At 63.6% G+C, this 20,432-nt stretch carries 15 protein-coding genes; 6 read left to right on the top strand and 9 right to left on the bottom strand.

The window, feature by feature from the left end:
- The first annotated feature begins 12 nt into the window (after positions 1-12).
- From ahcY to rhlE2, 4 genes are all read left to right on the top strand, one after another.
- On the top strand, positions 13-1,422 hold the full coding sequence (ahcY, locus tag PFU01S_RS12145; RefSeq protein WP_027914022.1) for an adenosylhomocysteinase: 1,410 nt from the start codon (positions 13-15) through the stop codon (positions 1,420-1,422).
- 159 nt (positions 1,423-1,581) lie between these two features.
- The gene (gene metF, locus PFU01S_RS12140) at positions 1,582-2,427 is read left to right on the top strand and encodes a methylenetetrahydrofolate reductase [NAD(P)H] (protein WP_027914023.1); all 846 of its coding nucleotides are present in this window, start codon (positions 1,582-1,584) and stop codon (positions 2,425-2,427) included.
- A 133-nt stretch (positions 2,428-2,560) separates the two neighbouring features.
- Positions 2,561-3,349 carry a substrate-binding periplasmic protein gene (locus PFU01S_RS12135; RefSeq protein WP_027914024.1) on the top strand — a complete coding sequence of 263 codons (789 nt, stop codon included), beginning with the start codon at positions 2,561-2,563 and terminating at the stop codon, positions 3,347-3,349.
- Positions 3,350-3,567: 218 nt separating this feature from the next.
- Entirely contained in the window at positions 3,568-5,448 is a 1,881-nt protein-coding gene (gene rhlE2 / locus PFU01S_RS12130) for an RNA helicase RhlE2 (RefSeq protein WP_027914025.1), read from the top strand.
- Positions 5,449-5,497: 49 nt separating this feature from the next.
- On the opposite strand, the gene PFU01S_RS12125 is transcribed toward rhlE2, so the two are convergent.
- The 3 genes from PFU01S_RS12125 to PFU01S_RS12115 all read right to left on the bottom strand — a co-directional run bounded on the left by PFU01S_RS12125 (position 5,498) and on the right by PFU01S_RS12115 (position 8,809).
- On the bottom strand, positions 5,498-6,076 hold the full coding sequence (locus tag PFU01S_RS12125) for a YceI family protein (protein WP_028687248.1): 579 nt from the start codon (positions 6,074-6,076) through the stop codon (positions 5,498-5,500).
- Positions 6,077-6,110: 34 nt separating this feature from the next.
- On the bottom strand, positions 6,111-6,662 hold the full coding sequence (locus tag PFU01S_RS12120) for a cytochrome b (protein WP_027914027.1): 552 nt from the start codon (positions 6,660-6,662) through the stop codon (positions 6,111-6,113).
- A 245-nt stretch (positions 6,663-6,907) separates the two neighbouring features.
- Positions 6,908-8,809 (bottom strand): flavin monoamine oxidase family protein, encoded by a 1,902-nt coding sequence (locus PFU01S_RS12115; protein WP_028687249.1) that lies wholly within the window; start codon positions 8,807-8,809, stop codon positions 6,908-6,910.
- Between the two features lie 205 nt (positions 8,810-9,014).
- Between PFU01S_RS12115 and PFU01S_RS12110 the strand changes: the two genes are divergently transcribed.
- A complete protein-coding gene (locus PFU01S_RS12110) occupies positions 9,015-10,421 on the top strand; it encodes an adenosylmethionine--8-amino-7-oxononanoate transaminase (RefSeq protein WP_028687250.1) in 1,407 nt (468 codons plus the stop codon).
- Between the two features lie 104 nt (positions 10,422-10,525).
- The gene (locus tag PFU01S_RS12105) at positions 10,526-11,245 is read left to right on the top strand and encodes a 16S rRNA (uracil(1498)-N(3))-methyltransferase (RefSeq protein ID WP_027914030.1); all 720 of its coding nucleotides are present in this window, start codon (positions 10,526-10,528) and stop codon (positions 11,243-11,245) included.
- Positions 11,246-11,286: 41 nt separating this feature from the next.
- Here PFU01S_RS12105 and trhA read toward each other — a convergent pair whose 3' ends face one another.
- The 6 genes from trhA to pilH form a co-directional block, all read right to left on the bottom strand.
- A complete protein-coding gene (gene trhA / locus PFU01S_RS12100; protein ID WP_027914031.1) occupies positions 11,287-11,904 on the bottom strand; it encodes a PAQR family membrane homeostasis protein TrhA in 618 nt (205 codons plus the stop codon).
- Between the two features lie 68 nt (positions 11,905-11,972).
- On the bottom strand, positions 11,973-12,455 hold the full coding sequence (locus tag PFU01S_RS12095; protein ID WP_028687251.1) for a chemotaxis protein CheW: 483 nt from the start codon (positions 12,453-12,455) through the stop codon (positions 11,973-11,975).
- A complete protein-coding gene (locus PFU01S_RS12090; RefSeq protein ID WP_028687252.1) occupies positions 12,448-17,397 on the bottom strand; it encodes a hybrid sensor histidine kinase/response regulator in 4,950 nt (1,649 codons plus the stop codon). Before PFU01S_RS12090 ends, PFU01S_RS12095 begins: the two co-directional genes overlap by 8 nt.
- Before the next feature lie 9 nt (positions 17,398-17,406).
- On the bottom strand, positions 17,407-19,431 hold the full coding sequence (locus tag PFU01S_RS12085; protein ID WP_225806697.1) for a methyl-accepting chemotaxis protein: 2,025 nt from the start codon (positions 19,429-19,431) through the stop codon (positions 17,407-17,409).
- A 48-nt stretch (positions 19,432-19,479) separates the two neighbouring features.
- Entirely contained in the window at positions 19,480-20,031 is a 552-nt protein-coding gene (locus PFU01S_RS12080; RefSeq protein ID WP_027914034.1) for a chemotaxis protein CheW, read from the bottom strand.
- Positions 20,028-20,393 (bottom strand): twitching motility response regulator PilH, encoded by a 366-nt coding sequence (gene pilH, locus PFU01S_RS12075; protein WP_027914035.1) that lies wholly within the window; start codon positions 20,391-20,393, stop codon positions 20,028-20,030. The genes PFU01S_RS12080 and pilH overlap by 4 nt, the downstream gene beginning before the upstream one ends.
- Positions 20,394-20,432: the final 39 nt, after the last annotated feature.

Raw genomic sequence — 20,432 nt, 5'->3', positions numbered from 1 at the left:
ATGGAGGCTCTGATGAGCGCTGCAAACATGCCTGCTGGTTTTACCGATTTCAAAGTTGCCGACATCTCCCTGGCCGCCTGGGGCCGTCGCGAAACCATCATCGCCGAATCGGAAATGCCTGCGCTGATGGGCCTGCGCCGCAAGTACCAAGCCGAGCAACCGCTCAAGGGTGCCAAGATCCTGGGCTGCATCCACATGACCATCCAGACTGCCGTGCTGATCGAAACCCTGGTCGCCCTGGGTGCCGAAGTGCGCTGGTCGTCGTGCAACATCTTCTCCACCCAGGACCAGGCCGCCGCCTCCATCGCAGCCGCCGGTATCCCGGTCTTCGCCTGGAAGGGTGAAACCGAGCAGGAATACGAATGGTGCCTGGAGCAGACCATCCTCAAGGACGGCCAGCCCTGGGACGCCAACATGGTCCTGGACGACGGTGGCGACCTGACCGAACTGCTGCACAAGAAGTACCCACAGGTGCTCGAGCGCGTCCACGGCGTGACCGAAGAAACCACCACCGGCGTGCACCGCCTGCTGGACATGCTGGCCAAAGGCGAGCTGAAGGTTCCGGCCATCAACGTCAACGACTCGGTCACCAAGAGCAAGAACGACAACAAGTACGGCTGCCGTCACAGCCTGAACGATGCCATCAAGCGCGGTACCGACCACCTGCTGTCGGGCAAGCAGGCCCTGGTGATCGGCTACGGTGACGTGGGCAAGGGCTCGGCTCAGTCGCTGCGTCAGGAAGGCATGATCGTCAAGGTCACCGAAGTCGACCCCATCTGCGCGATGCAGGCGTGCATGGACGGTTTCGAAGTGGTATCGCCCTTCCTCGATGGCCTGAACGATGGCACCGAAGCCAGTGTCGACAAGGCGCTGCTGGGCAAGATCGACCTGATCGTCACCACCACCGGTAACGTGAACGTCTGCGACGCCAACATGCTCAAGGCCCTGAAAAAGCGTGCCGTTGTCTGCAACATCGGTCACTTCGACAACGAAATCGACACGGCCTTCATGCGCAAGAACTGGGCATGGGAAGAGGTCAAGCCGCAGGTCCACAAGATCCACCGTACCGGCGCCGGCAGCTTCGATCCTCAGAACGACGACTACCTGATCCTGCTGGCCGAAGGCCGCCTGGTCAACCTGGGCAATGCCACTGGCCACCCAAGCCGCATCATGGATGGCTCCTTCGCCAACCAGGTCCTGGCACAGATCTTCCTGTTCGAGCAGAAGTACGCCGACCTGTCGGCCGAGAAGAAAGCCGAGCGCCTGACGGTCGAAGTGCTGCCCAAGAAGCTCGACGAAGAAGTGGCCCTGGAAATGGTCCGCGGTTTCGGCGGCGTGGTCACCCAGTTGACCAAGCAGCAGGCCGACTACATCGGCGTAACCGTTGAAGGCCCGTTCAAGCCAGACGCCTACCGTTACTGATCGGTACGCTTCAAGCGCCAGGCAGTGCCAGACCGTGGCATTGCCGCTTGAAGTGCACGCCTGAAAGAAACGTGAACGATGCCAGGCCAGGTCGGCCATCACCGACCTGGCTTCTACTTGCAGCTTGCAGCTTTGGGCTTGCTGTTAGAGGAACGAGTGATGTCACAAGAACGCCGTTACAGTTTCGAGTTCTTCCCGACCAAAACCGACGCAGGTCATGAAAAGCTGATGGGCGTGGCGCGCCAGTTGGCCGCCTGCAACCCTGACTTCTTCTCCTGCACCTACGGCGCCGGCGGTTCCACCCGCGACCGCACGCTCAACACGGTATTGCAGCTGGAAAGCCAAGTGCAGGTGCCGGCTGCGCCCCACCTCTCGTGCGTAGGCGATACCAAGGCCGAGTTGCGCGCGCTGCTGGCCGAGTACAAGCAAGTCGGCATCAAGCGTATCGTCGCACTGCGCGGTGACCTGCCTTCGGGCATGGGCATGGCCAGTGGCGAGCTGCGTTATGCCAGTGACCTGGTCGAGTTCATCCGTCAGGAAACGGGTGACCATTTCCACCTCGAAGTCGCCGCCTACCCCGAGATGCATCCACAGGCACGCAACTTCGAAGCCGATCTGGCCAATTTCGCGCACAAGGTCAAGGCCGGTGCCGACAGCGCCATCACCCAGTACTTCTTCAACGCCGACAGCTACTTCTACTTCGTCGAGCGAGCCCAGAAGCTGGGCGTGGACATCCCCGTGGTGCCCGGCATCATGCCGATCACCAACTACAGCAAGCTGGCGCGTTTCTCCGACGCTTGCGGCGCCGAAATTCCACGCTGGATTCGCAAACAGCTCGAAGCCTATGCGGACGATACGGCCAGCATCCAGGCCTTCGGTGAAGAAGTCATCACCCGCATGTGCGAGGAGCTGCTGCAAGGCGGTGCACCGAGCCTGCACTTCTACACCTTGAACCAGGCAGAACCGAGCATGGCGATCTGGAACAACCTCCAGCCGTCTCGTTGAAGCCCGATGGACCACGTGCTGGTAGCTGACCGGCGCCTGGTTCATACGCACGTGTCGCAGGCCCCACCTGCGGCGCCCTGCCTCGCCCAATCCGGCACTGGTCTTGACCTGGCCGAGCGCGTAATCTCCGGGCATGCCAATCTCCGCCCGTCTGATCTGGATCCTGCTGCTTTTTTGCCTCAGCCCGTTCGCGCTGGGCGAGCGCTTGCGCCTGGTAAGCGATGACTGGGCACCCTATGTCTACCAGCAAAACGGCCAGCCGCGTGGCATCGACTACGAGGTCACGACCGAGGTATTGCGTCGTCTTGGGTACGAGGTCCAATGGCAGTTCATGCCCTTCAAGCGGTGCCTGGCAATGATCGAGCAGGGCCAGGCCGACGGCATCATGGATGTCTTCCAGGTCGAGTCCCGCCACCCTTATTTGCTGTATGTCCCGGAACCCATGTCCACGGCCGAGTTGATCCTGTTCCAGACCAAGGCTCGCCGCCATGAGGTATCGAGCCTGGATGCGCTGGCCGGCCTGACCGTGGGCACCTCGCCAGGCTACAACTACAGTGCGGCGTTCAATGAGGCTACCTTCTTCAAGCGCGAAGCGGCGCCGACCCATGAAGCGAACTTTGGCAAGCTGGCGCTGGGGCGCATAGACCTTGCGATTACCGACCGCAGGGTCGGCCTGCATGTCATCCGGCTCATGGGTCTGGAGCAGCAGATCGAAGCCTTGCCGCTTGTCGTCAGTCGCCAGCCCCAGTACCTGGGCCTGGCCCGCAAGCCTGGGCGTGAGGTACTGGCCCAGGCCTTTGCCGAGGAACTGCGGCGATTCAAGCAGGAACCGGCCTACGCGGCCATCATGGACCACTACACACACGACCCTGAGAACCTTGCGAACGCCGTTGAGCAGCAGGAAAGCAGCACAGCGCGCTAGCTCTGTTATACTCGGGCCTTCCCGCCCGGCTCACGCCCGGACGCTCGGCCTCGCAACAGGCATCCCGATCGGCATCGACGCACTCTGGCGTCAGCCCTCCGTTTCCCGGATGTGCAGTGAAAGCCCAGCTGGACCGGACGCGATCGCATCATGCCGATGCCCGTCGCGCCAGGCAGAACATCCCTACGGGCCCAGCCCACACGAGAACAGGATTGCCCATGTCCTTTGCTTCCCTCGGTCTCTCCGAGGCTCTTGTCCGCGCCATTGAAGCCGCGGGCTATACCCAGCCGACCCCCGTGCAACAGCGGGCAGTTCCCGCCGTGTTGCAAGGCCGCGACCTGATGGTCGCCGCACAGACCGGTACCGGTAAGACCGGCGGTTTCGCCCTGCCGATTCTCGAACGTCTGTTCCCGGCAGGTCACCCGGACAAATCCCAGCGCCATGGCCCCCGTCAGCCACGGGTCCTGGTACTGACCCCTACCCGCGAACTGGCGGCCCAGGTGCACGACAGCTTCAAGCTGTATGCCCGCGACCTGCCGCTGGTCAGTGCGTGCGTCTTCGGCGGCGTCGGCATGAACCCGCAGGTGCAGGCCATTGCCAAGGGCGTCGACGTCCTGGTTGCCTGCCCTGGTCGCCTGCTCGATCTGGCCGGTCAAGGCAAGGTCGACCTGGCCCATGTAGAAATTCTGGTATTGGATGAAGCTGACCGCATGCTCGACATGGGCTTCATCCACGACGTCAAGAAAGTGCTGGCCCGCCTGCCTGCCAAACGCCAGAACCTGTTGTTCTCGGCCACGTTCTCCAAGGACATCACTGACCTTGCCGACAAGCTCCTGCACAACCCGGAGCGCATCGAGGTCACCCCGCCAAACACCACCGTCGAGCGCATCGAGCAGCGTGTCTACCGCCTGCCGGCTAGCCACAAGCGTGCCCTGCTGGCGCACTTGATCACCCTGGGTGCGTGGGAGCAGGTACTGGTCTTCACCCGTACCAAGCATGGCGCCAACCGCCTGGCCGAGTACCTGGAAAAGCACGGCCTGACTGCCGCAGCCATCCATGGCAACAAGAGCCAGAACGCACGCACCAAGGCCTTGGCTGACTTCAAGGCCAACAACATTCGCGTGCTGGTCGCCACCGACATCGCCGCCCGTGGCCTGGACATCGACCAACTGCCCCACGTCGTCAACTTCGAGCTGCCCAACGTCGAAGAAGATTACGTGCACCGCATTGGCCGTACTGGCCGCGCCGGTCGCTCTGGCGAGGCCATTTCCCTGGTGGCACCTGACGAGGAGAAACTGCTCAAGAGTATCGAGCGCGTGACCCGTCAGAAGATTGCTGACGGCGACCTGATGGGCTTCGATGCCAGCCAGGTCGAGGCCGAGAAGCCTGAAGTCCGCGAACGCCAGCAGCCCAATGGCCGTGGCGGTCGTGGTCAGCAGGCCCGCGGCGAGGGCAGCAAGGACGCCAACGGTGGCCGCAAGGATAAGGGCAAGGACAAGGGCAAAACCCGCCAGCAGGCTGCGGACAAACCCGCTGACAAGGAAAAGTCCGGCGACAGGCAGCAACAGCCGCGCAAGCCACGTGACAAGAAGCCTCGTCAGCAACAGGCCAGCAACGCGACCCCTCCGGCCATGCAGCCCAACCGCGATCCGGAAGAGTTTCTGGATGACGATGTGGATAACTTCGGTAACCGGGCTGACTACGTGAGCCCGTACCAGAATGGCAAGGGCCAAGGCCGCAACCGTCGCCCAGCCGGTAATGGTAGTCAACCGCAAGGAGGTACGCCGCGTACCAATGCCGGTGGTCAAGGCCGCAACAACGGTCAACCCCGTACTGGCGGTGGTGAGAAACGCCCGCCTCGTGCCAATAATGGCGGCACTGCTCGTCGTGACGGCGGCGCGCGTGGTGGTCGCCCACCGCGTGACGCAGCTGCCCGCCAGGAACCGGCCGTAGGCAACACGCGCCAGCCACAGCATCAGCCTGTGATCATCCGCAAGGAATCCAAGCTGGACCGTTATCCGACCCCCGAGCAGTTGGACGATCTGCCAAGCCGTCCGCGGGGCGAACGTCCGGCACTGCTGACCCGCAAGGGGTCGTAAACGAAAACGGGGCCGCAAGCGGCCCCGTTTTTCATTCGGCTGACACGTATTACTTCTGCTTTACGCCTTCGACACTGATATCCAGATCCAGCGTCTGCGAGGTTGGGCCTGGGCCTTTGATGCCGAAGTCATTCAGGTTCAAGGTGGTGGTGGCATTGAAGCCAGCGCGCTCACCGCCCCATGGGTCCTTACCTTCACCGTTGAAGGTGGCCTTGAAAGTCACCGGCTTGGTCACGCCGTGCAGGGTCAGGTCACCCATGACGTCAGCGGTCTTGTCACCGGTGGACTTGACGCTGGTGGACACGAACTTGGCATCCGGATACTTCTTAACGTTCAGGAAGTCGGCGCTGGCAATGTGCTTGTCACGCTCGGCGTGGTTCGACCACAGGCTGGCGGTTTTCAGGTCGACACTGATCTTGCTGGCTTCAGGCTTGGCACTGTCCCACGTGAAGTTACCGTCGAAATCCTTGAACGTACCGTGAATGAAGCTGTAGCCCAGGTGGCTGATCTTCCAGTCCACGAAAGCGTGCTGGCCTTCCTTGTCGATCTTGTACTCGGCTGCCATGGCCTGGCCAGCGGAGAACAGAGCAGTACCGAGCGCCAGAGCGGCAAAAGTCTTTTTCAACATCGTTACTTCCTTCCTTTGCGATTGAGGTTGAGCGTCAAGCTTTGCGGCCCAGCATACGCATGAGGGTCGCGTCACGGTCGATGAAATGGTGCTTGAGTGCGGCCAGGGCATGCAACCCCGCAAAAACCACCACCCCCCACGCCAGCCACAGGTGGATGACACCGGCCAGATCCGCCTGGTCTGGCAGATTGCTGACCAGGGCAGGCACCTCGAACAGGCCAAACACCGGGATCCCCACGCCGTCGGCGGTGGAAATCAGGTAACCGGCAATCATCACGGCGAACAACCCCAGGTACAGGGCCAGATGCCCCAGCTTGGCACCCAATCGGGTGAGCGGGCCATAACTGGCAAGTGCCGGCGGCGGCGGGCTCACAAAACGCCACAGCACGCGCAACAGCATCACCGCCAGCAGCATCAGACCAATGCTTTTATGCAGGTCTGGGCCGGCCTTGCGCCATGGGTCATAGTAGTCGAGCCCGACCATCCACAACCCGAGGCCGAAAAGACTGAAGACGGTCAGCGCCACGCCCCAGTGCATGAGAATGCTGACAGCGCCGTAACGTGAAGATGAATTGCGCACTTGCATGTTGGCGTTCTTCCCCGTGAAAGCTATGCAAAGACTAGCGTCAAACGTATCGAATAAAAGCGGAAAAACTTGCTTTGGATTATCGACAAATCCGATAGCAATTTTCATAGAAGGCTATTAAGGAAACGTTAACGCCGATATCAGGCAGCGAGCGCTTCGATCAATGCGCATGGCACAGGGCTCAGTCAAGTGGCTGAGCCCTGCGGTTAGGCGCTGCCGGGGCGGTGCCGGCCAGGCCGGCGGTATCAGCTCGCTTTGGCCTGGCTATCGGTCAAAGGCTTCTTGGCTGGCGCCGGCTTGGTAGCCGCTTTTTTGCTGTCGGCAGGCTTGTGAGCTGGCTTGTGGGCCGATTTGGCCGCTGGCTTGTGGGCCGGCGCCTGCTTGACCGGGGCGGCCTTGGTGGCTGCCGCCTTGGTGGGTGCTGCCTTGACGGCGGGCGCCGGGCTGGCCGGTGCCTGCTGTGGCGCTTGCGCTGCAGGCTGCGCGACGGGGGGTGCTACAGGGGCTGCGTCAATTGCCTTTGCCGCCGGTTGAGGCTCTGGCGCTGGGGTTTCCTTGGCACCGAACAGGCGAGCGAAGAAGCCTGGCTTCTTCTGACCCGTCGCGTCGGCCGATTGGGCCTCAGGCTTGGCCGGCGCTTGGTCGCCTGCCTTGTCTTTGTTGGACGCGCCGCCGAAGAGGTTGGTGAAGAAATTGCCCTTGCTCTTGGCCGCTGCCGCACCTGCTGCGGCTGTCGCGGCAGCCGGCACGGCCTTGACTGGGTCGAACGACTTGCCGGCCAGCAGGTCCTGCACTTGGCCGGCAGCCCGTTGACCGCTACGCAGTGCGCCTTCAAGCGTGCCTGGGTACAGGGCATCGGTGTGCTCACCGGCAAACGCGATGCGTTGCACCGGGCGCTCCCAAAGACGCCAGTACTTGCTGATCTGGCCAGGTCCATAGGCCAGGTAGGCACCCCCGGTGCCGGCATCGGCGCTGTAGCGCTTGACTTCATAGCCGGTGAAGGCGCCGCGGGCCTGAGGATAGAAGGTGTGCAGGCGAATGAGCACCTGGTCGACCATTTGCTTGTCGCCAAAGGCCTGCAGCAGGCGGGCGTTGTCGCCGGAAAGGTTGATCACCACATTGGCACCGCCCTTGAGGGCCGGCTCGATCCACAACATGCCCAGGCCGGTATTGCTGAAGATCTCGCCCGACATGCGCGCCCGGCTTTCCCACACCGGTTTCTTGAACTTGAGCATGACCTGGTCGCGCCAGCCGTAGTTGGTGCCCTTGAGCGCCGCCACATGCTGGTTATCCAGGCCAGGTGTCATCTGGATCTTGGCCAGTGCGCGCAGGGGCACGGCCATCACCACGTAATCGGCGCGATAACCCACGCTGCCGACTTTCACGGTGACGCCATCCTTGTCCTGAACGATTGCACTTACCGGCGAGTCGGTCTTGATGGTCTTCAGTTGCTTGACGAATGCCTGCGCCAACACCGGGCTGCCGCCAGGAAGCCGCGCTGCACGCAGGTCACGGTCGCTCACGTCACGGTAGACGCGGTTCTGCTGGGCGAAATACAACAGCGACAAGCGCGATGGCTCGTCGTAGCGGCTGCGGATCTGCTGGTTGACCAGCTGACGGGCGGTGGCAGGCAGCTGCAACTTGTCCAGCCAAGAGGACACGTTGATCTGGTCCAGGGCGAACAGGGTGCTGGTCGCCTGGGGGTTGAGCGGATCGTCGATCGAACGGGCCAGGTCGTCCAGGGTTTTCTCGTAGCGCTTGAGGGCTTCGGCCGTGGCCGGCTGCTTGAGGGCCAGGTCTGCGGCGCTGAAATACTCGCCATCGATCAGGTAGCCAGGGGTGCGCACGAATTCCGGCGCTGGCAGCGTGTCGAGCTTGAAGCGATCAACGTACTGGTTGAGTACAGGCTGCGCCTTGGTATTGCCGATCCATTCGCTGGTGGCCAGGCCCGAGCGGCCGCCCATGCCTGCCTTGGCTTCGAGCAAGGTCACCTGCCAGCCCTTGTTCTGCAGCTCATAAGCAGCGGTCAGGCCTGCCATGCCGCCACCCACGACGATTGCCGTGGGCATCTTGTCACTCGCCAGCGCGGCACCGCTGGAAACACCAATCAATACCAACGCGCACAGGCGCACCCAAGCAGCAGCCATGTTGGCGAACTCCGAGTCAAAGGTTGCAGAAAACAGAGAGAGGCGGGATGCCCCGAGAGAGGCGCTAGAATACGTCACCGCTGCCAGGGCTGCCAGCGTAGTGACATCAAGTGGTCTGGCTAAATGACATTTTCTGGCGGGTTGTTCTCACCCGTGCCATTGCTTAGGCTTACGCCCCCACGCCGCCAAGCCAGGAGAAATGCTCATGGGCCTCAATGATCAGTGGATGCAGCGCGACCTCAAGGTCCTCTGGCACCCCTGCACCCAGATGAAAGACCACGAGCAACTGCCGCTGATACCGATCAAGCGCGGGGAAGGCGTGTGGCTCGAGGATTTCGAGGGCCGGCGCTACCTGGATGCCGTGAGCAGCTGGTGGGTCAACGTGTTCGGCCATGCCAACCCGCGTATCAATCAGCGCATCAAGGAGCAGGTCGACCAGCTTGAGCACGTGATTCTGGCAGGCTTTAGCCACCAGCCTGTGATCGAACTGTCCGAACGCCTGGTGGCCATGACACCGGCTGGGCTCGACCGGGTGTTCTACGCCGACAATGGCTCCTCGTGCATCGAAGTGGCGCTGAAGATGAGCTTCCACTACTGGCAGAACGTCGGCAAGCCGGACAAGAAGCGGTTCGTCACCCTGACCAACAGCTATCACGGTGAAACCATCGCGGCCATGTCCGTCGGTGATGTCCCGCTGTTCACCGAAACCTACAAGGCGTTGCTGCTCGACACCCTGAAAGTCCCAAGCCCCGATTGCTACCTGCGTCCGGAGGGCGTCAGTTGGGAGGCGCATTCGCGCACCTTGTTCCAAGTCATGGAGCAGACCTTGGCCGAGCATCATGCCTCGATCAGCGCGGTCATCATCGAGCCGTTGATCCAGGGCGCCGGCGGCATGCGCATGTACCATCCGGTCTATCTCAAGCTTTTGCGCGAAGCCTGCGATCGCTACGACGTGCACCTGATCCATGACGAGATCGCGGTTGGCTTCGGTCGTACGGGCACGATGTTCGCCTGCGAGCAGGCAGGTATTCGCCCGGACTTCCTGTGCCTGTCCAAGGCCCTGACCGGGGGGTATCTGCCCCTGGCCGCCTGCCTGACCACCGACAAGGTGTACCAGGCGTTCTATGACGACTACCGCACCTTGCGCGCGTTCCTGCATTCGCACAGCTACACGGGTAACCCACTGGCGTGCGCGGCCGCATTGGCCACCCTCGACATCTTCGAGCAGGATAACGTGATCGAGGCCAACAAGGCGCTGGCCACGCGCATGGCCACCGCCACCGCGCATCTGGCCGACCATGCCCACGTGGCCGAGATTCGCCAGACCGGCATGGTCCTGGCCATCGAAATGGTCCAGGACAAAGCCGGCAAAGTGCCCTACCCCTGGCAGGCGCGACGCGGCCTTAAAGTGTTCGAGCATGCCCTGACCCGTGGCGCGCTGCTGCGTCCGCTGGGCAGTGTGGTGTATTTCCTGCCACCGTATATCATCACGCCCGAACAGATCGACTTCCTGGCCGAAGTGGCCAGCGAAGGCATCGACATCGCCACCCGCGACAGCACCTGCGTGACGGTGCCCAGCACCTTCCACCCGGATTTTCGCGATCCGGGCTGATTACGGGGCGAAGGTCAGGCCTTCGACCGCGCCGGAACCTGCGCTGCGCATGCGTCATGCCAGCGCGGGCCTTCCGGTTGTCCTTACCTTTTCAGAGCTTACCCATGAGACTGTCCCGCTTTTTCATCGACGCTACCCTGAGCCTTGGGGAACACGACCTGCCCGAGGCACAGGCCCACTACATCGGCCGCGTATTGCGCATGGCGGCGGGTGACCCCGTGCAGCTGTTCGACGGCAGCGGCCAGGAATACCGTGGGCAGTTGCTGGAGGTGGGCAAGAAGGCCGTGCGTGTGAGCCTGGACCAGGCATTCGCTGGCCAGGCCGATTCCCCCCTGCAGGTGCACCTGGGTCAAGGGCTGTCGCGGGGCGAGCGTATGGACTGGGCCATCCAGAAAGCCACTGAGCTGGGCGCCAATGAAATCACCCCGATCGTCAGCGAGCGGTGCGAGGTGCGCCTGAAGGACGAGCGTGCCGACAAACGCCTGGCCCACTGGCGGCAAGTGGCGATCAGCGCCTGCGAACAGTGTGGCCGCTCCAGCCTGCCGATCATCCACCCACCCATCACCTTGACTGAGTGGCTGGCCGCAACCCAGGCGCAGCTCAAGCTGGTGTTGCACCCGGTGGCCGAACCGCTGGTCAGCCATGCCAGACCGGCAAGCCTGGCTTTTCTGATCGGTCCCGAAGGCGGCTTGAGCGAACCCGAGGTCGAGCAGGCCAAGGCAGCGGGCTTTCATGCAGCGCGCCTTGGCCCGCGGGTATTGCGCACTGAAACTGCGCCGGTGGTAGCCCTTTCGGTGGCGCAACAGCTCTGGGGCGATTTCTAAGCCTTCTCAGGGGAGCAGAGGCTGCTCACAGGCTGGGTTCATCAGCGCACGTAGTGCGACACTGCCACGAAATGCATCAGGCTGCCGGCAATCACGAACAGGTGCCAGATGCCATGCCAGTGGCGAAAGCGCCGGTCGAATGCGAAAAATATGATGCCCACGGTGTAGAACACGCCCCCTGCGGCCAACCAGGCAAAACCGGCCGTACCCAGCGCCTCCAGCAACGGGTTGACCGCGACCAGCACGATCCAGCCCATCACGGCGTAGATCACGATGGACAAGACGCGTGCTTCGGAGCGGGGCTTGATTTCCTGCAACATGCCCAGTACGGCCAGCCCCCAGACGATGCCGAACAGGCTCCAGCCCCAGGGCCCGCGCAGGCTGATCAGGCAGAAGGGCGTGTAGCTCCCGGCTATCAGCAGGTAGATGGAGAGGTGATCGAGCTTGCGCATGATCACCTTCGCCCGCCCTCGCGTGCTGTGATACAGCGTGGAAATGCTGTACAGCAACAGCAGCGTGCCACCGTAGATGGAGAAACTGACGATCTTCCAGGGGTCCCCCTGCAAGATGGCGCCGATGATCAGCCAGAGGGCACCGAGGCCTGCCAGCAACGCACCCACCAAGTGGGTCCAGGCATTGAAGCGTTCACCGTAATACATGCACTTAAAGACCTTTCGAAACCCAGCTAGTTTCAGCCACGACACTCGACGCGTACCGGCGGCACGCTCTAACCCGGCGTTTGCAGCCTGCCGCTGCGCTGTGCGTCCCTGACCAGGCGCTCGAGCCCGACCAGGTCAGGCACGCGCGCCACCTGATCCCCTACCTGGACAGCGGCCAACTCAAGGGGTGCCAACGTCACGTCAACGTAGTTGAGCTGGCTGTCGAGCTTGCACGAGCGCGGTATGTCTTGCAGCAACAAGGCCAGGTAACGCAACCCCGTGTCGCCCAGTGCGTTGAGCACCACCACACGGGCCCGTTCTCCACAGGGCGTATGGCTGTCACAGGCCGCTTCGAAACCGATCAGGGGCAAGCGCTGCTGGCGCCAGTCGACCCAGCCCAGGTGCCAGGGCAGGTCACCGCGCTGACACGCTACATTGCGCAGCCCACTGAGTTCGGCTACGGCCACATTGGGCAGCACCAACGTACGGTCGCCCAATGGCAGCAACAGCCCGGTAAGGCTGCTGCGCTGCCCGGCTATCAGTTCAAGCATGGGACTGGCTCCACCGGAGGATGCTGTGCAGCAAGACCGACTCCTGATAAGGCTTGCCGAGGTATTCGTTGACCCCGATGGCCATGGCTCGGTCGCGGTGCTTGTGCCCCGTACGCGAGGTGATCATGATGATGGGCAGCGCCTTGAGGCGGGCGTCCTGGCGAATGCGGGTCGCCACTTCGAAACCGTCCATGCGCGGCATTTCGATATCCAGCAGCAACACATCGGGCCGGTGCCCTTCCAGCACCGCCATGGCATCCACCCCGTCCTTGGCGGTGATCACGCTCATGCCATGGCGCTCAAGCAGGCGGCTGGTGACCTTGCGCACCGTGACCGAATCGTCTACCACCATCACCAGCAAGGTGCGGTCCGGGGTCGCTGCCGGCAGCAACCCACGCGGCGTGCCTCCAGGCAAACGAGCAAGCCGCCGTTGCTGGCCACGCAATTGCCCCAACAGGTCGAGAATCAACACGACGCGCCCATCCCCCAGCAGCGTTGCACCCGACAGGCCGGCAACGGCCGCAAACTGCGGGCCCAGGCTTTTGACCACGATCTCCCGGCTGGGCGACAGGCTGTCGACCTGAATGGCGAACGACTGCTCCTGTGAATGCACCAGCAACAAGGGCAGCGGCACGCTCTGGCCCAGCAGCGTAGGACGCGGCGCGCCCTGCACCAGCTCGCCCAGGTAGCGCAGCTGGTACTGATGGCCTCCGTAGGTGTAGCGCGGCGGCTCCTGCTCGTAGCAACCTGCCAGCTCAGCGGGCGGTACCCTCACGATGCCTTCGATGGTGTTGAGCGGGATGGCGTACTGCTCGTCGCCCAGGTGCACCATCAGCGCGCGGTTGATCGACACCGTGAACGGCAGGCGAATCTGAAAACGCGCCCCTTTGCCCTGGGCCGACTCGATGGTCATCGAGCCGCCCAACTGCTTGACCTCCTCGTGGACCACGTCCATGCCCAGGCCTCGCCCTGAGATCTGCGTGATCTTTTCGGCCGTGGAAAAGCCCGGCCTGAGGATGAACTGCAGTATCTCGTGGTCGCTCAGCTGTGCCTGCGGGTCGAGCAGGCCGCGCTTGATCGCCTTGAGTCGGACGGCTTGTAGGGGTACGCCGGCGCCATCGTCGGTCATCTCGATGACGATGTCCGCCCCCTCGTGCAGCAGGTTTAGGTGGATCGTGCCCTGCTCAGGCTTACCCGCAGCCAATCGGGCTTCGCGGCTTTCCAGGCCATGGTCGACGGCATTGCGCAACATGTGTTCAAGCGGCGCCACCATGCGTTCCAGCACACTGCGGTCCAGCTCGCCCTCGGCGTTGCCCACCACCAGCTCGACCTGCTTGCCCAGCTCGCTCGCCACCTGCCGCACCACGCGCTGCAAGCGCGGCACCAGGCGTTCGAAAGGCACCATCAACGTTGCCGTCAGGCCCTCCTGCAACTGGCTGTTGACCCGCGCCTGCTGCTGGAGCAGGCCGTAGGCTTCCTGGGCGCGCTGGGCCATGGTTTCCTTCAGGTCCAGCAGGTCCGAGGCCGACTCGAACAGCGCCCGCGACAACTGCTGCAGCTGGGAGTGACGGTCCATTTCCAGTGGGTCGAAGTCTTCATAGACATCGCCCTCCAGCTGCTGGCGGCTGGAGATCCGCCCCTGAGTTTCGATATCCAGGCGCAGCAGCTGGTCACGCATGCGCTCGAGCGTGGTTTCCATTTCGTTGAGGGTGAACTGGGCGTCATTGACCTGCTGCTCGATGCGTCCACGGATGATCGAGTGCTCACCGGCCAGGTTGCCCAGGTCGTCCAGCAATTCGGCATCGACCTTGACCATGTCCCCCGGCACTCGCTCGGGGGTTACTGCCGGACCTTCGCTGGCGGCAGTTTCGACCGGGCTGGTGCCGGCCGCGCTGTCGGTCAGGCCTGCGCTGCTGAAGTTGCGGATGTAATCGATCAGCGCCGTGGCGGCGTGCAGCGGTTGCCCCAGGCGCACCGCATCGAGCATGTGCGCCAGGCGGTCGTGGCAGTTCTGCAACAGCGAGAACAGGGCCCCGCTCGGTGGCAGGCGCCCTGCCGCGAGCAACTCGTACAAAAATTCCAGCTCATGGGCCAGGTCACCGATGGGGCCGATTTCGACCATGCGTGCCACCCCTTTGAGGGTGTGCAGGTCGCGCATCAGGTTGTCCACCTCCACCGTGCTGCGCGGGTCGGCCTGCCATCGCGCCAGCGCTGCAGCGGCGCTCTCGACGATGTCCGAGCTTTCTTCGAGGAAAACCTCCATCAGCTCTTCCCCGGCGCTTTCCGGAGCTTGTGACGGCGGCACTGGCGCGGGGTCGAGGGCCAGGTCTGGGGCTGGCGTGTCGATCAGTGGCACGTCCATGTCCGGGTGCAGCGGTGTGACGCTGTCGAGGCCCACGCGCCCGGTGGCATCGGGTGCAAGCCCTTGCCCCTGAAGTTCGCGCAGGCGAGCCACCAGCGGCGTACGCGGGACGACGTCCTGGCCGGCGGCCAGCTCGTCGAGCATGTCCAGCAGCGCCTCGTGGGCGTGCTGGGCATGGGTGAAGAACTGCGCATCGGCAGGCAGGCTGCCCTCCTCCACGGCACCGTACAGGTCCAGCAAGGCTTCGCACACCTCATCGACCTGCCACAGATCGGCCGAATGGGCGGCATGGGCAAGCTCGGTCATGTCATCGAGCAGTGTCTCCAAGGCCGCCCGTTGAGCCGGGCGCCGCTGCCAGTCGGCCAGCAACGACTCGGCGTCCAGCAAACGATCCATGGCTTGCGACAGGAAAGCTGCGACCTGTTGCGGGTCGCGGGCGTTGCCGGTCGAGGCATGCGCATCGCCGCCCAGGGCGGCGATGCGCATATCGATGGCCAACTCGACCTGCTCGATCAATTGGGCCGCACCAGGCAGTGGCTCGAACGGGGTGGTGGATAACTGCGCCAGGCCCTGCCCGAACATCGAGGCGGCGGACTTGAGCCAGTGCAGCTCCGTTTCATCGAGCAGCAGGTCGTGCGCCTTGTACTCGCGCACCAGTCGGTCGAACACGGTGGCAAGTTCGGCGATGGGCACAACTCCGGCCATGGCCGCACTGCCCTTGAGGGTGTGCAAGGCCCGCTGCAGGGCGTCGTCTACAGGGACGCCGTGCTGGGCATTTGCCAGGAACCCGTCGAGGCTGGCCAGGTGGCCTTGGGCCTCGCCACGGAAGATGTCCAGTAACTGCGGGTCGAGCCCCTGCGCGCTGGCCGCGGCTGGCAGGTCGCGCTCGGCAAGGGCATGCAGGTGGCCCACCAGTTGCTGTACAGCGCTCACATGCGGCAGGTGCCCCGCGGCGAAGTCGGCGAGCACCTCGGGCAGTTGCGCGAACGCTTGCTCAAGCGCCATCTGCCCGTCCGCACCAAGCACGTTGCGGCCGGCAAGCACACGGTTGAGCAAGTGCTCGGCGGCCCAGGCCAGCTCTGCCAACGCCTGGGCATGCACCAGGCGGCCTGCGCCCTTGAGCGTATGCAATGCCCTATGCACTTCGATCAGCGCGTTGTGCTGCTGGTGGTCGGCACGCCAAGTCAACCAGTGCCGCTCAATGTCCTGAAGCAATGCTTGGGCTTCTTCGATGAATACGCCACGCAATTCGTCCTGAAGGCCGTCCGCCTCTTCCAGATCGGCATGCTCTTCAACGGTGGAACAGTGCACGCCCAACGCCCCCAGGCGCTCGCGAGCCATGACGATGAAGCGCTGAGCGTCGGCCAGCGGGTCGGCCACGCGCCATTGCAGATAGCATTCGCCAGCGCTCAAGGCTTCGGCCAGCAGCGTCAGTTCCTCGGACGAGGGGTCGGCCTGCGCCTGTTGTACCCAGCCCTGGACAAACACCGTGCAGCGCGCGAACACCTCGGCAGCGGCCGGCAACATCAGCATGGCCAGGGCGCCGCGCACCTGCTGGAGCAAGCCTGGCAAGGCCTGCAGGTGCTGACGGGGCCAGCCCGACTCCAGGCAATCGCCCATCAGGTCCTTGGCCTGCTGCAACACGTTCAGCGACTCTCGCAGCACGACCAGGCGAATCTCGGCGACATCGGCGCCCGGCAGGCCTGGCTCCCCCCCTTCTTCGAGTGGTCCGACCATGCCGTTGAGCGTGGCTTCCACGTACAACAAGGCCCCCGCCACATCCATCAGCACCGCGTCATCCACGGCCCGATCGCCCTCGGCCAGCCCTTGCAGCGTCATCACTTGATCGATGATGACCCGACGCGGCTGCTGGAAACCCAGCACGGCCAGGGTATCGGCCACGTGGCGCAGGGGCGCGAGCAACACCTCCAGTTGTTCATTGTGCTGCCGGTCGCTGCGCACGAACTGGTCCAGGCGGTCCTTGATGCGCATGAGGTCGTCACACAATGCCGCCACTACCGACCTTAGCGCGTCGCGGCCCTCCCCAGCCTGCAACTGCTCGCGCCAGTTGCCCAATGACACGTCAAGGTTCGCCAGGTCCTGGGCACCTGCCAGACGCTGGCCTGCATTGCCGAGCAGGCGGCCATGAACCACCGGTTCCGCGCCCCGGCAGGCACGTAGCTGGTTCAGGAGCGGCAACATCACCAGTGGCAAGTCATGGCGTGCACCGCGCAGACGTTCCAGGTAGGAAGGCAACAGCTCCAGGCCCTTGAACAACGCGCCCAGGCAGTCGCCTCGCGGGGTGACCTTACCGTTGGCCAGGTCGGTCACGAGCATCTCCAGCTCCTGGGCAAGGCGCGTTGCCCCAGGCAACTCCAGCATCACCAGGCAACCGTGCACCTGGTGCAGGTTGTCCGCCACGAAGGTGAGTAGCGACAGGTCTTCAGGCTCGCCAGCAAAGCGTTCCAGCGCCTGGCGCCCCTGCCCCAGGCAATCGAGCAGGGCAGCCTTGGTCCAGGCCAGGCCCACGGTATCGTGGCGGGCGGGGCCAGCAATGGGGCCGGGCATGGGCGTGGACATGGGCATTTCTCAATGGGGCTCGGCAGGTGCCGGCAGGGTGAATCCGGAGACCGAGCGGCGCATCTCGCTGGCCATGCGCGCCAGGTGACGAATGCTGTCGGCGGTGGCGCTGGAGCCTGCGGACGTCTGGGCGGTGATCTGCTGGATGACGGCCATGGTGTGTGAGATCTGGCCCGCCGAGGACGTCTGCAATTGGGCCGCATCGGAAATGCTGTGGATAAGGTCGGCAAGGTTCTGCGAAACCCCTTCGATCTCAGCCAGCGCCACGCCGGCGTCCTGCGCCAGCCTGGCGCCGCGCACGACTTCGGCCGTGGTCTGTTCCATGGAAATGACCGCTTCGTTGGTGTCGGCCTGAATGGTCCGCACCAGGGCTTCGATCTGCCGCGTGGCAGAGGACGAGCGCTCGGCCAGGCGCTGGACCTCGTCCGCGACCACGGCGAACCCCCGCCCTGCCTCACCGGCCAGCGAGGCCTGGATCGCGGCGTTCAAGGCCAGGATATTGGTCTGGTCGGCAATGTCGTCGATCAGGCTCACGATATCGCCGATCTCCTGGGACGATTCGCCCAGGCGCTTGATGCGCTTGGCGGTGTCCTGGATCTGCTCGCGAATGTTGTTCATGCCGTCGATGGTGTTGTGCACCACCTCATTGCCTTTGTTGGCAATGGCCACGGACCGCTCGGCGACCTTGGCCGACTCGTAGGCATGGGCCGAAACACGGTCGATCGACTCGACCATGTCCCCGACTGCCTCGGAGGCCTCGCTGATCTGCTCGGCCTGTTGCTCGGATGCCTTGGCCAACTGGCGGGCCGTGTTCTGCGTATCCTGCACCGCCGAGGCGACCTGCACCGCGCTGTGGTTGATGGTGGCGACCAGGTCGCGCAATTGGTCGACGGAATAGTTGATGGAGTCGGCAATGGCGCCGGTGAAGTCTTCGGTCACCGACACGGTCACCGTCAGGTCGCCATCTGCCAACTCTTCGATTTCATCGAGCAGGCGCATGATCGCCTGCTGGTTGCGTTCGTTCTTTTCGGCGGTCTCACGCAACTGACGGTTGGTGGTGCGCACCATGACCAGGCCGATGAGGATGATCGAGGCCAGCGCCAACAAGCCCAGTGCATACCCCCCAACGGTATCGAGCGTGCGCCCGCTGGCCAGGTTTTCGAACCCGTTGGCCAGGTGCGAGGCTTCCTCGAGCAAGGTCTGCGACAGGCTGAAGATGCTGCCGGCCGCCTCCCGCACCCGGAACAGCTCCGGCGAGGTTTCGAGAATTTCATCGACCGAGCCGGCCACGAACTGGAACAGCTCGGCGATTTCCGCCAGCCGCGCCCTGGCATCGGCGTCCTCGACACGGGTAACGCCAATGCCAGCGTCGCCCTTGAGCATGCCCTCGAGCACCTGGCCGAAGCGGCCGGCATCACGGCCGAAGGCATCGGCGGCCTGCGCCGCCGCCGCATCGCCGGCCAGTACGGTATTGACCGACCCCAGGATACGTTCGGCCAACAGCAGTTGGCGCTGAGCCACGGCGACCTGGCTGGCCGGGGCGCCACTTTGCAGCAGAATTTCGACCACTTTTTCGTATTCGACCTGCAACTGCGGGACGGTTTCGGCCAGGGTTGCCGCCACCTGGTGCAAGGACAGCACGGTCTGTTCGCTGGCCAGGATGGTGTCGGTGCTCTTGCGCAGGCTCTCCCAGTCATCGCGCACCGCTTCCATTTCTTCGCGCACCGAGGGTGGCGCTGCGGGCAGGCCAGTGGCCTTGTCGCCTTCGCGCAGGTAGCCCCAGCGACGCTCGAAGTCGTTGCGCGCATCGGACAGCAGCCTGAAGGCCACACCCTTGCCGGCAGCCGCTTCAGTGGCGTTCTTGGCAATGCGCTGGGACAGCACGCGCAGCTCGCCGGCATGGCCGATGTACTGCTTGTCGTAGTTGGACTGGGTGTTGAGGTAGGCGAAATTGGCGAACAGCAGAATGATCGAGAGGATCAGGATCAGGAACAGCACGGTGATCTGCGCAATGCTGCGGGTGCGGGGGCTCACGGTGGTGGCGGTGACGGGGGGAGCAGGCTGGTTCACGTTTGCAAGGTCCTATAACGCCACATCGAGAAAGCCCGGTGCCTGGGCCAGGGCAAAGGGGCTGAAGATCGCCCAGTAGTCGTGGTCGCGTTCGAAGCGCCCCTGAACGAAGGGCCCGGCAGCATCGGTCACTGGCAGCGCAGGTTGCAGGCTGTCGATAGCAAAGTGCTGCAGGCCCACCACTTCGTCCACCAGCAGACCAACGAAAAGCGCCTCGTGATCGAGCACCAGGACGCGGCGCTGCTTGCCTGGCACGGCACTGCCCAGGCCGAGGAAACGGCCCAGGTCCATCACGGGCAGTAGCCGGCCACGCAGATTGGCCACCCCGCATACCCAGGGTTGTACACCGGGTACTCGGCTACTGCGGGGCTCACGCAGCACTTCGGCCACCTCGCCCATGGGGGCGACGAACCATTGCCCGGCTACACGAAAACCGATGCCGCTCCACTGCTGCAACCTGTCACCCGAAGCTGGCTGGTCGGCCACCAGCAGCCGGCAGCGGCGATCGATATCCAGCAACAGTTCGAAGGCGGTCAGCGACGCCCCCTGCGGGCGTGTGGTCAAGCCCCCAGCACCTCTTGGAGCTTTTGCACCAGCGCATCTTCTTCCACGGGCTTGGTCAGGAAGTCACGTGCGCCCTGGCGCGTCGCCCAGATGCGGTCGGTCTCCTGGTCCTTGGTGGTCACCACAATGACCGGAATGGCCTTGGTCTCCGGGTCCTTGCTGAGCTGGCGAGTGGCCTGGAAGCCGTTCATGCCTGGCATCACGATGTCCATGAGCACTGCATCCGGCTTCTCTTGCCGGGCAAGGGCCACGCCATCGGCGCCGTTATTGGCCTTGAGTACCTCGTGCCCGTGCTTTTCCAGCCATTGGGTCAACTTATACATTTCTGTCGGCGAATCGTCGACAATCAGAACGCGGGCCATACTGGTTCCCCATCAGGATTCGTAAGACCGTGCCAGGGC

Source organism: Pseudomonas fulva NBRC 16637 = DSM 17717 (genome assembly GCF_000730565.1).
In the GTDB taxonomy this organism is placed as follows: Bacteria; Pseudomonadota; Gammaproteobacteria; order Pseudomonadales; family Pseudomonadaceae; genus Aquipseudomonas; species Aquipseudomonas fulva.
This window is presented reverse-complemented; position numbering and strand designations above follow the sequence as displayed.

Excerpts from the sequence above, each read along its gene's own strand:
- ahcY (WP_027914022.1), top strand. The coding sequence starts at position 13 with ATGAGCGCTGCAAACATGCCTGCTGGTTTTACCGATTTCAAAGTTGCC.
- metF (WP_027914023.1), top strand. The coding sequence starts at position 1,582 with ATGTCACAAGAACGCCGTTACAGTTTCGAGTTCTTCCCGACCAAAACC.
- PFU01S_RS12135 (WP_027914024.1), top strand. The coding sequence starts at position 2,561 with ATGCCAATCTCCGCCCGTCTGATCTGGATCCTGCTGCTTTTTTGCCTC.
- rhlE2 (WP_027914025.1), top strand. The coding sequence starts at position 3,568 with ATGTCCTTTGCTTCCCTCGGTCTCTCCGAGGCTCTTGTCCGCGCCATT.
- PFU01S_RS12125 (WP_028687248.1), bottom strand. The coding sequence starts at position 6,076 with ATGTTGAAAAAGACTTTTGCCGCTCTGGCGCTCGGTACTGCTCTGTTC.
- PFU01S_RS12120 (WP_027914027.1), bottom strand. The coding sequence starts at position 6,662 with ATGCAAGTGCGCAATTCATCTTCACGTTACGGCGCTGTCAGCATTCTC.
- PFU01S_RS12115 (WP_028687249.1), bottom strand. The coding sequence starts at position 8,809 with ATGGCTGCTGCTTGGGTGCGCCTGTGCGCGTTGGTATTGATTGGTGTT.
- PFU01S_RS12110 (WP_028687250.1), top strand. The coding sequence starts at position 9,015 with ATGGGCCTCAATGATCAGTGGATGCAGCGCGACCTCAAGGTCCTCTGG.
- PFU01S_RS12105 (WP_027914030.1), top strand. The coding sequence starts at position 10,526 with ATGAGACTGTCCCGCTTTTTCATCGACGCTACCCTGAGCCTTGGGGAA.
- trhA (WP_027914031.1), bottom strand. The coding sequence starts at position 11,904 with ATGTATTACGGTGAACGCTTCAATGCCTGGACCCACTTGGTGGGTGCG.
- PFU01S_RS12095 (WP_028687251.1), bottom strand. The coding sequence starts at position 12,455 with ATGCTTGAACTGATAGCCGGGCAGCGCAGCAGCCTTACCGGGCTGTTG.
- PFU01S_RS12090 (WP_028687252.1), bottom strand. The coding sequence starts at position 17,397 with ATGTCCACGCCCATGCCCGGCCCCATTGCTGGCCCCGCCCGCCACGAT.
- pilH (WP_027914035.1), bottom strand. The coding sequence starts at position 20,393 with ATGGCCCGCGTTCTGATTGTCGACGATTCGCCGACAGAAATGTATAAG.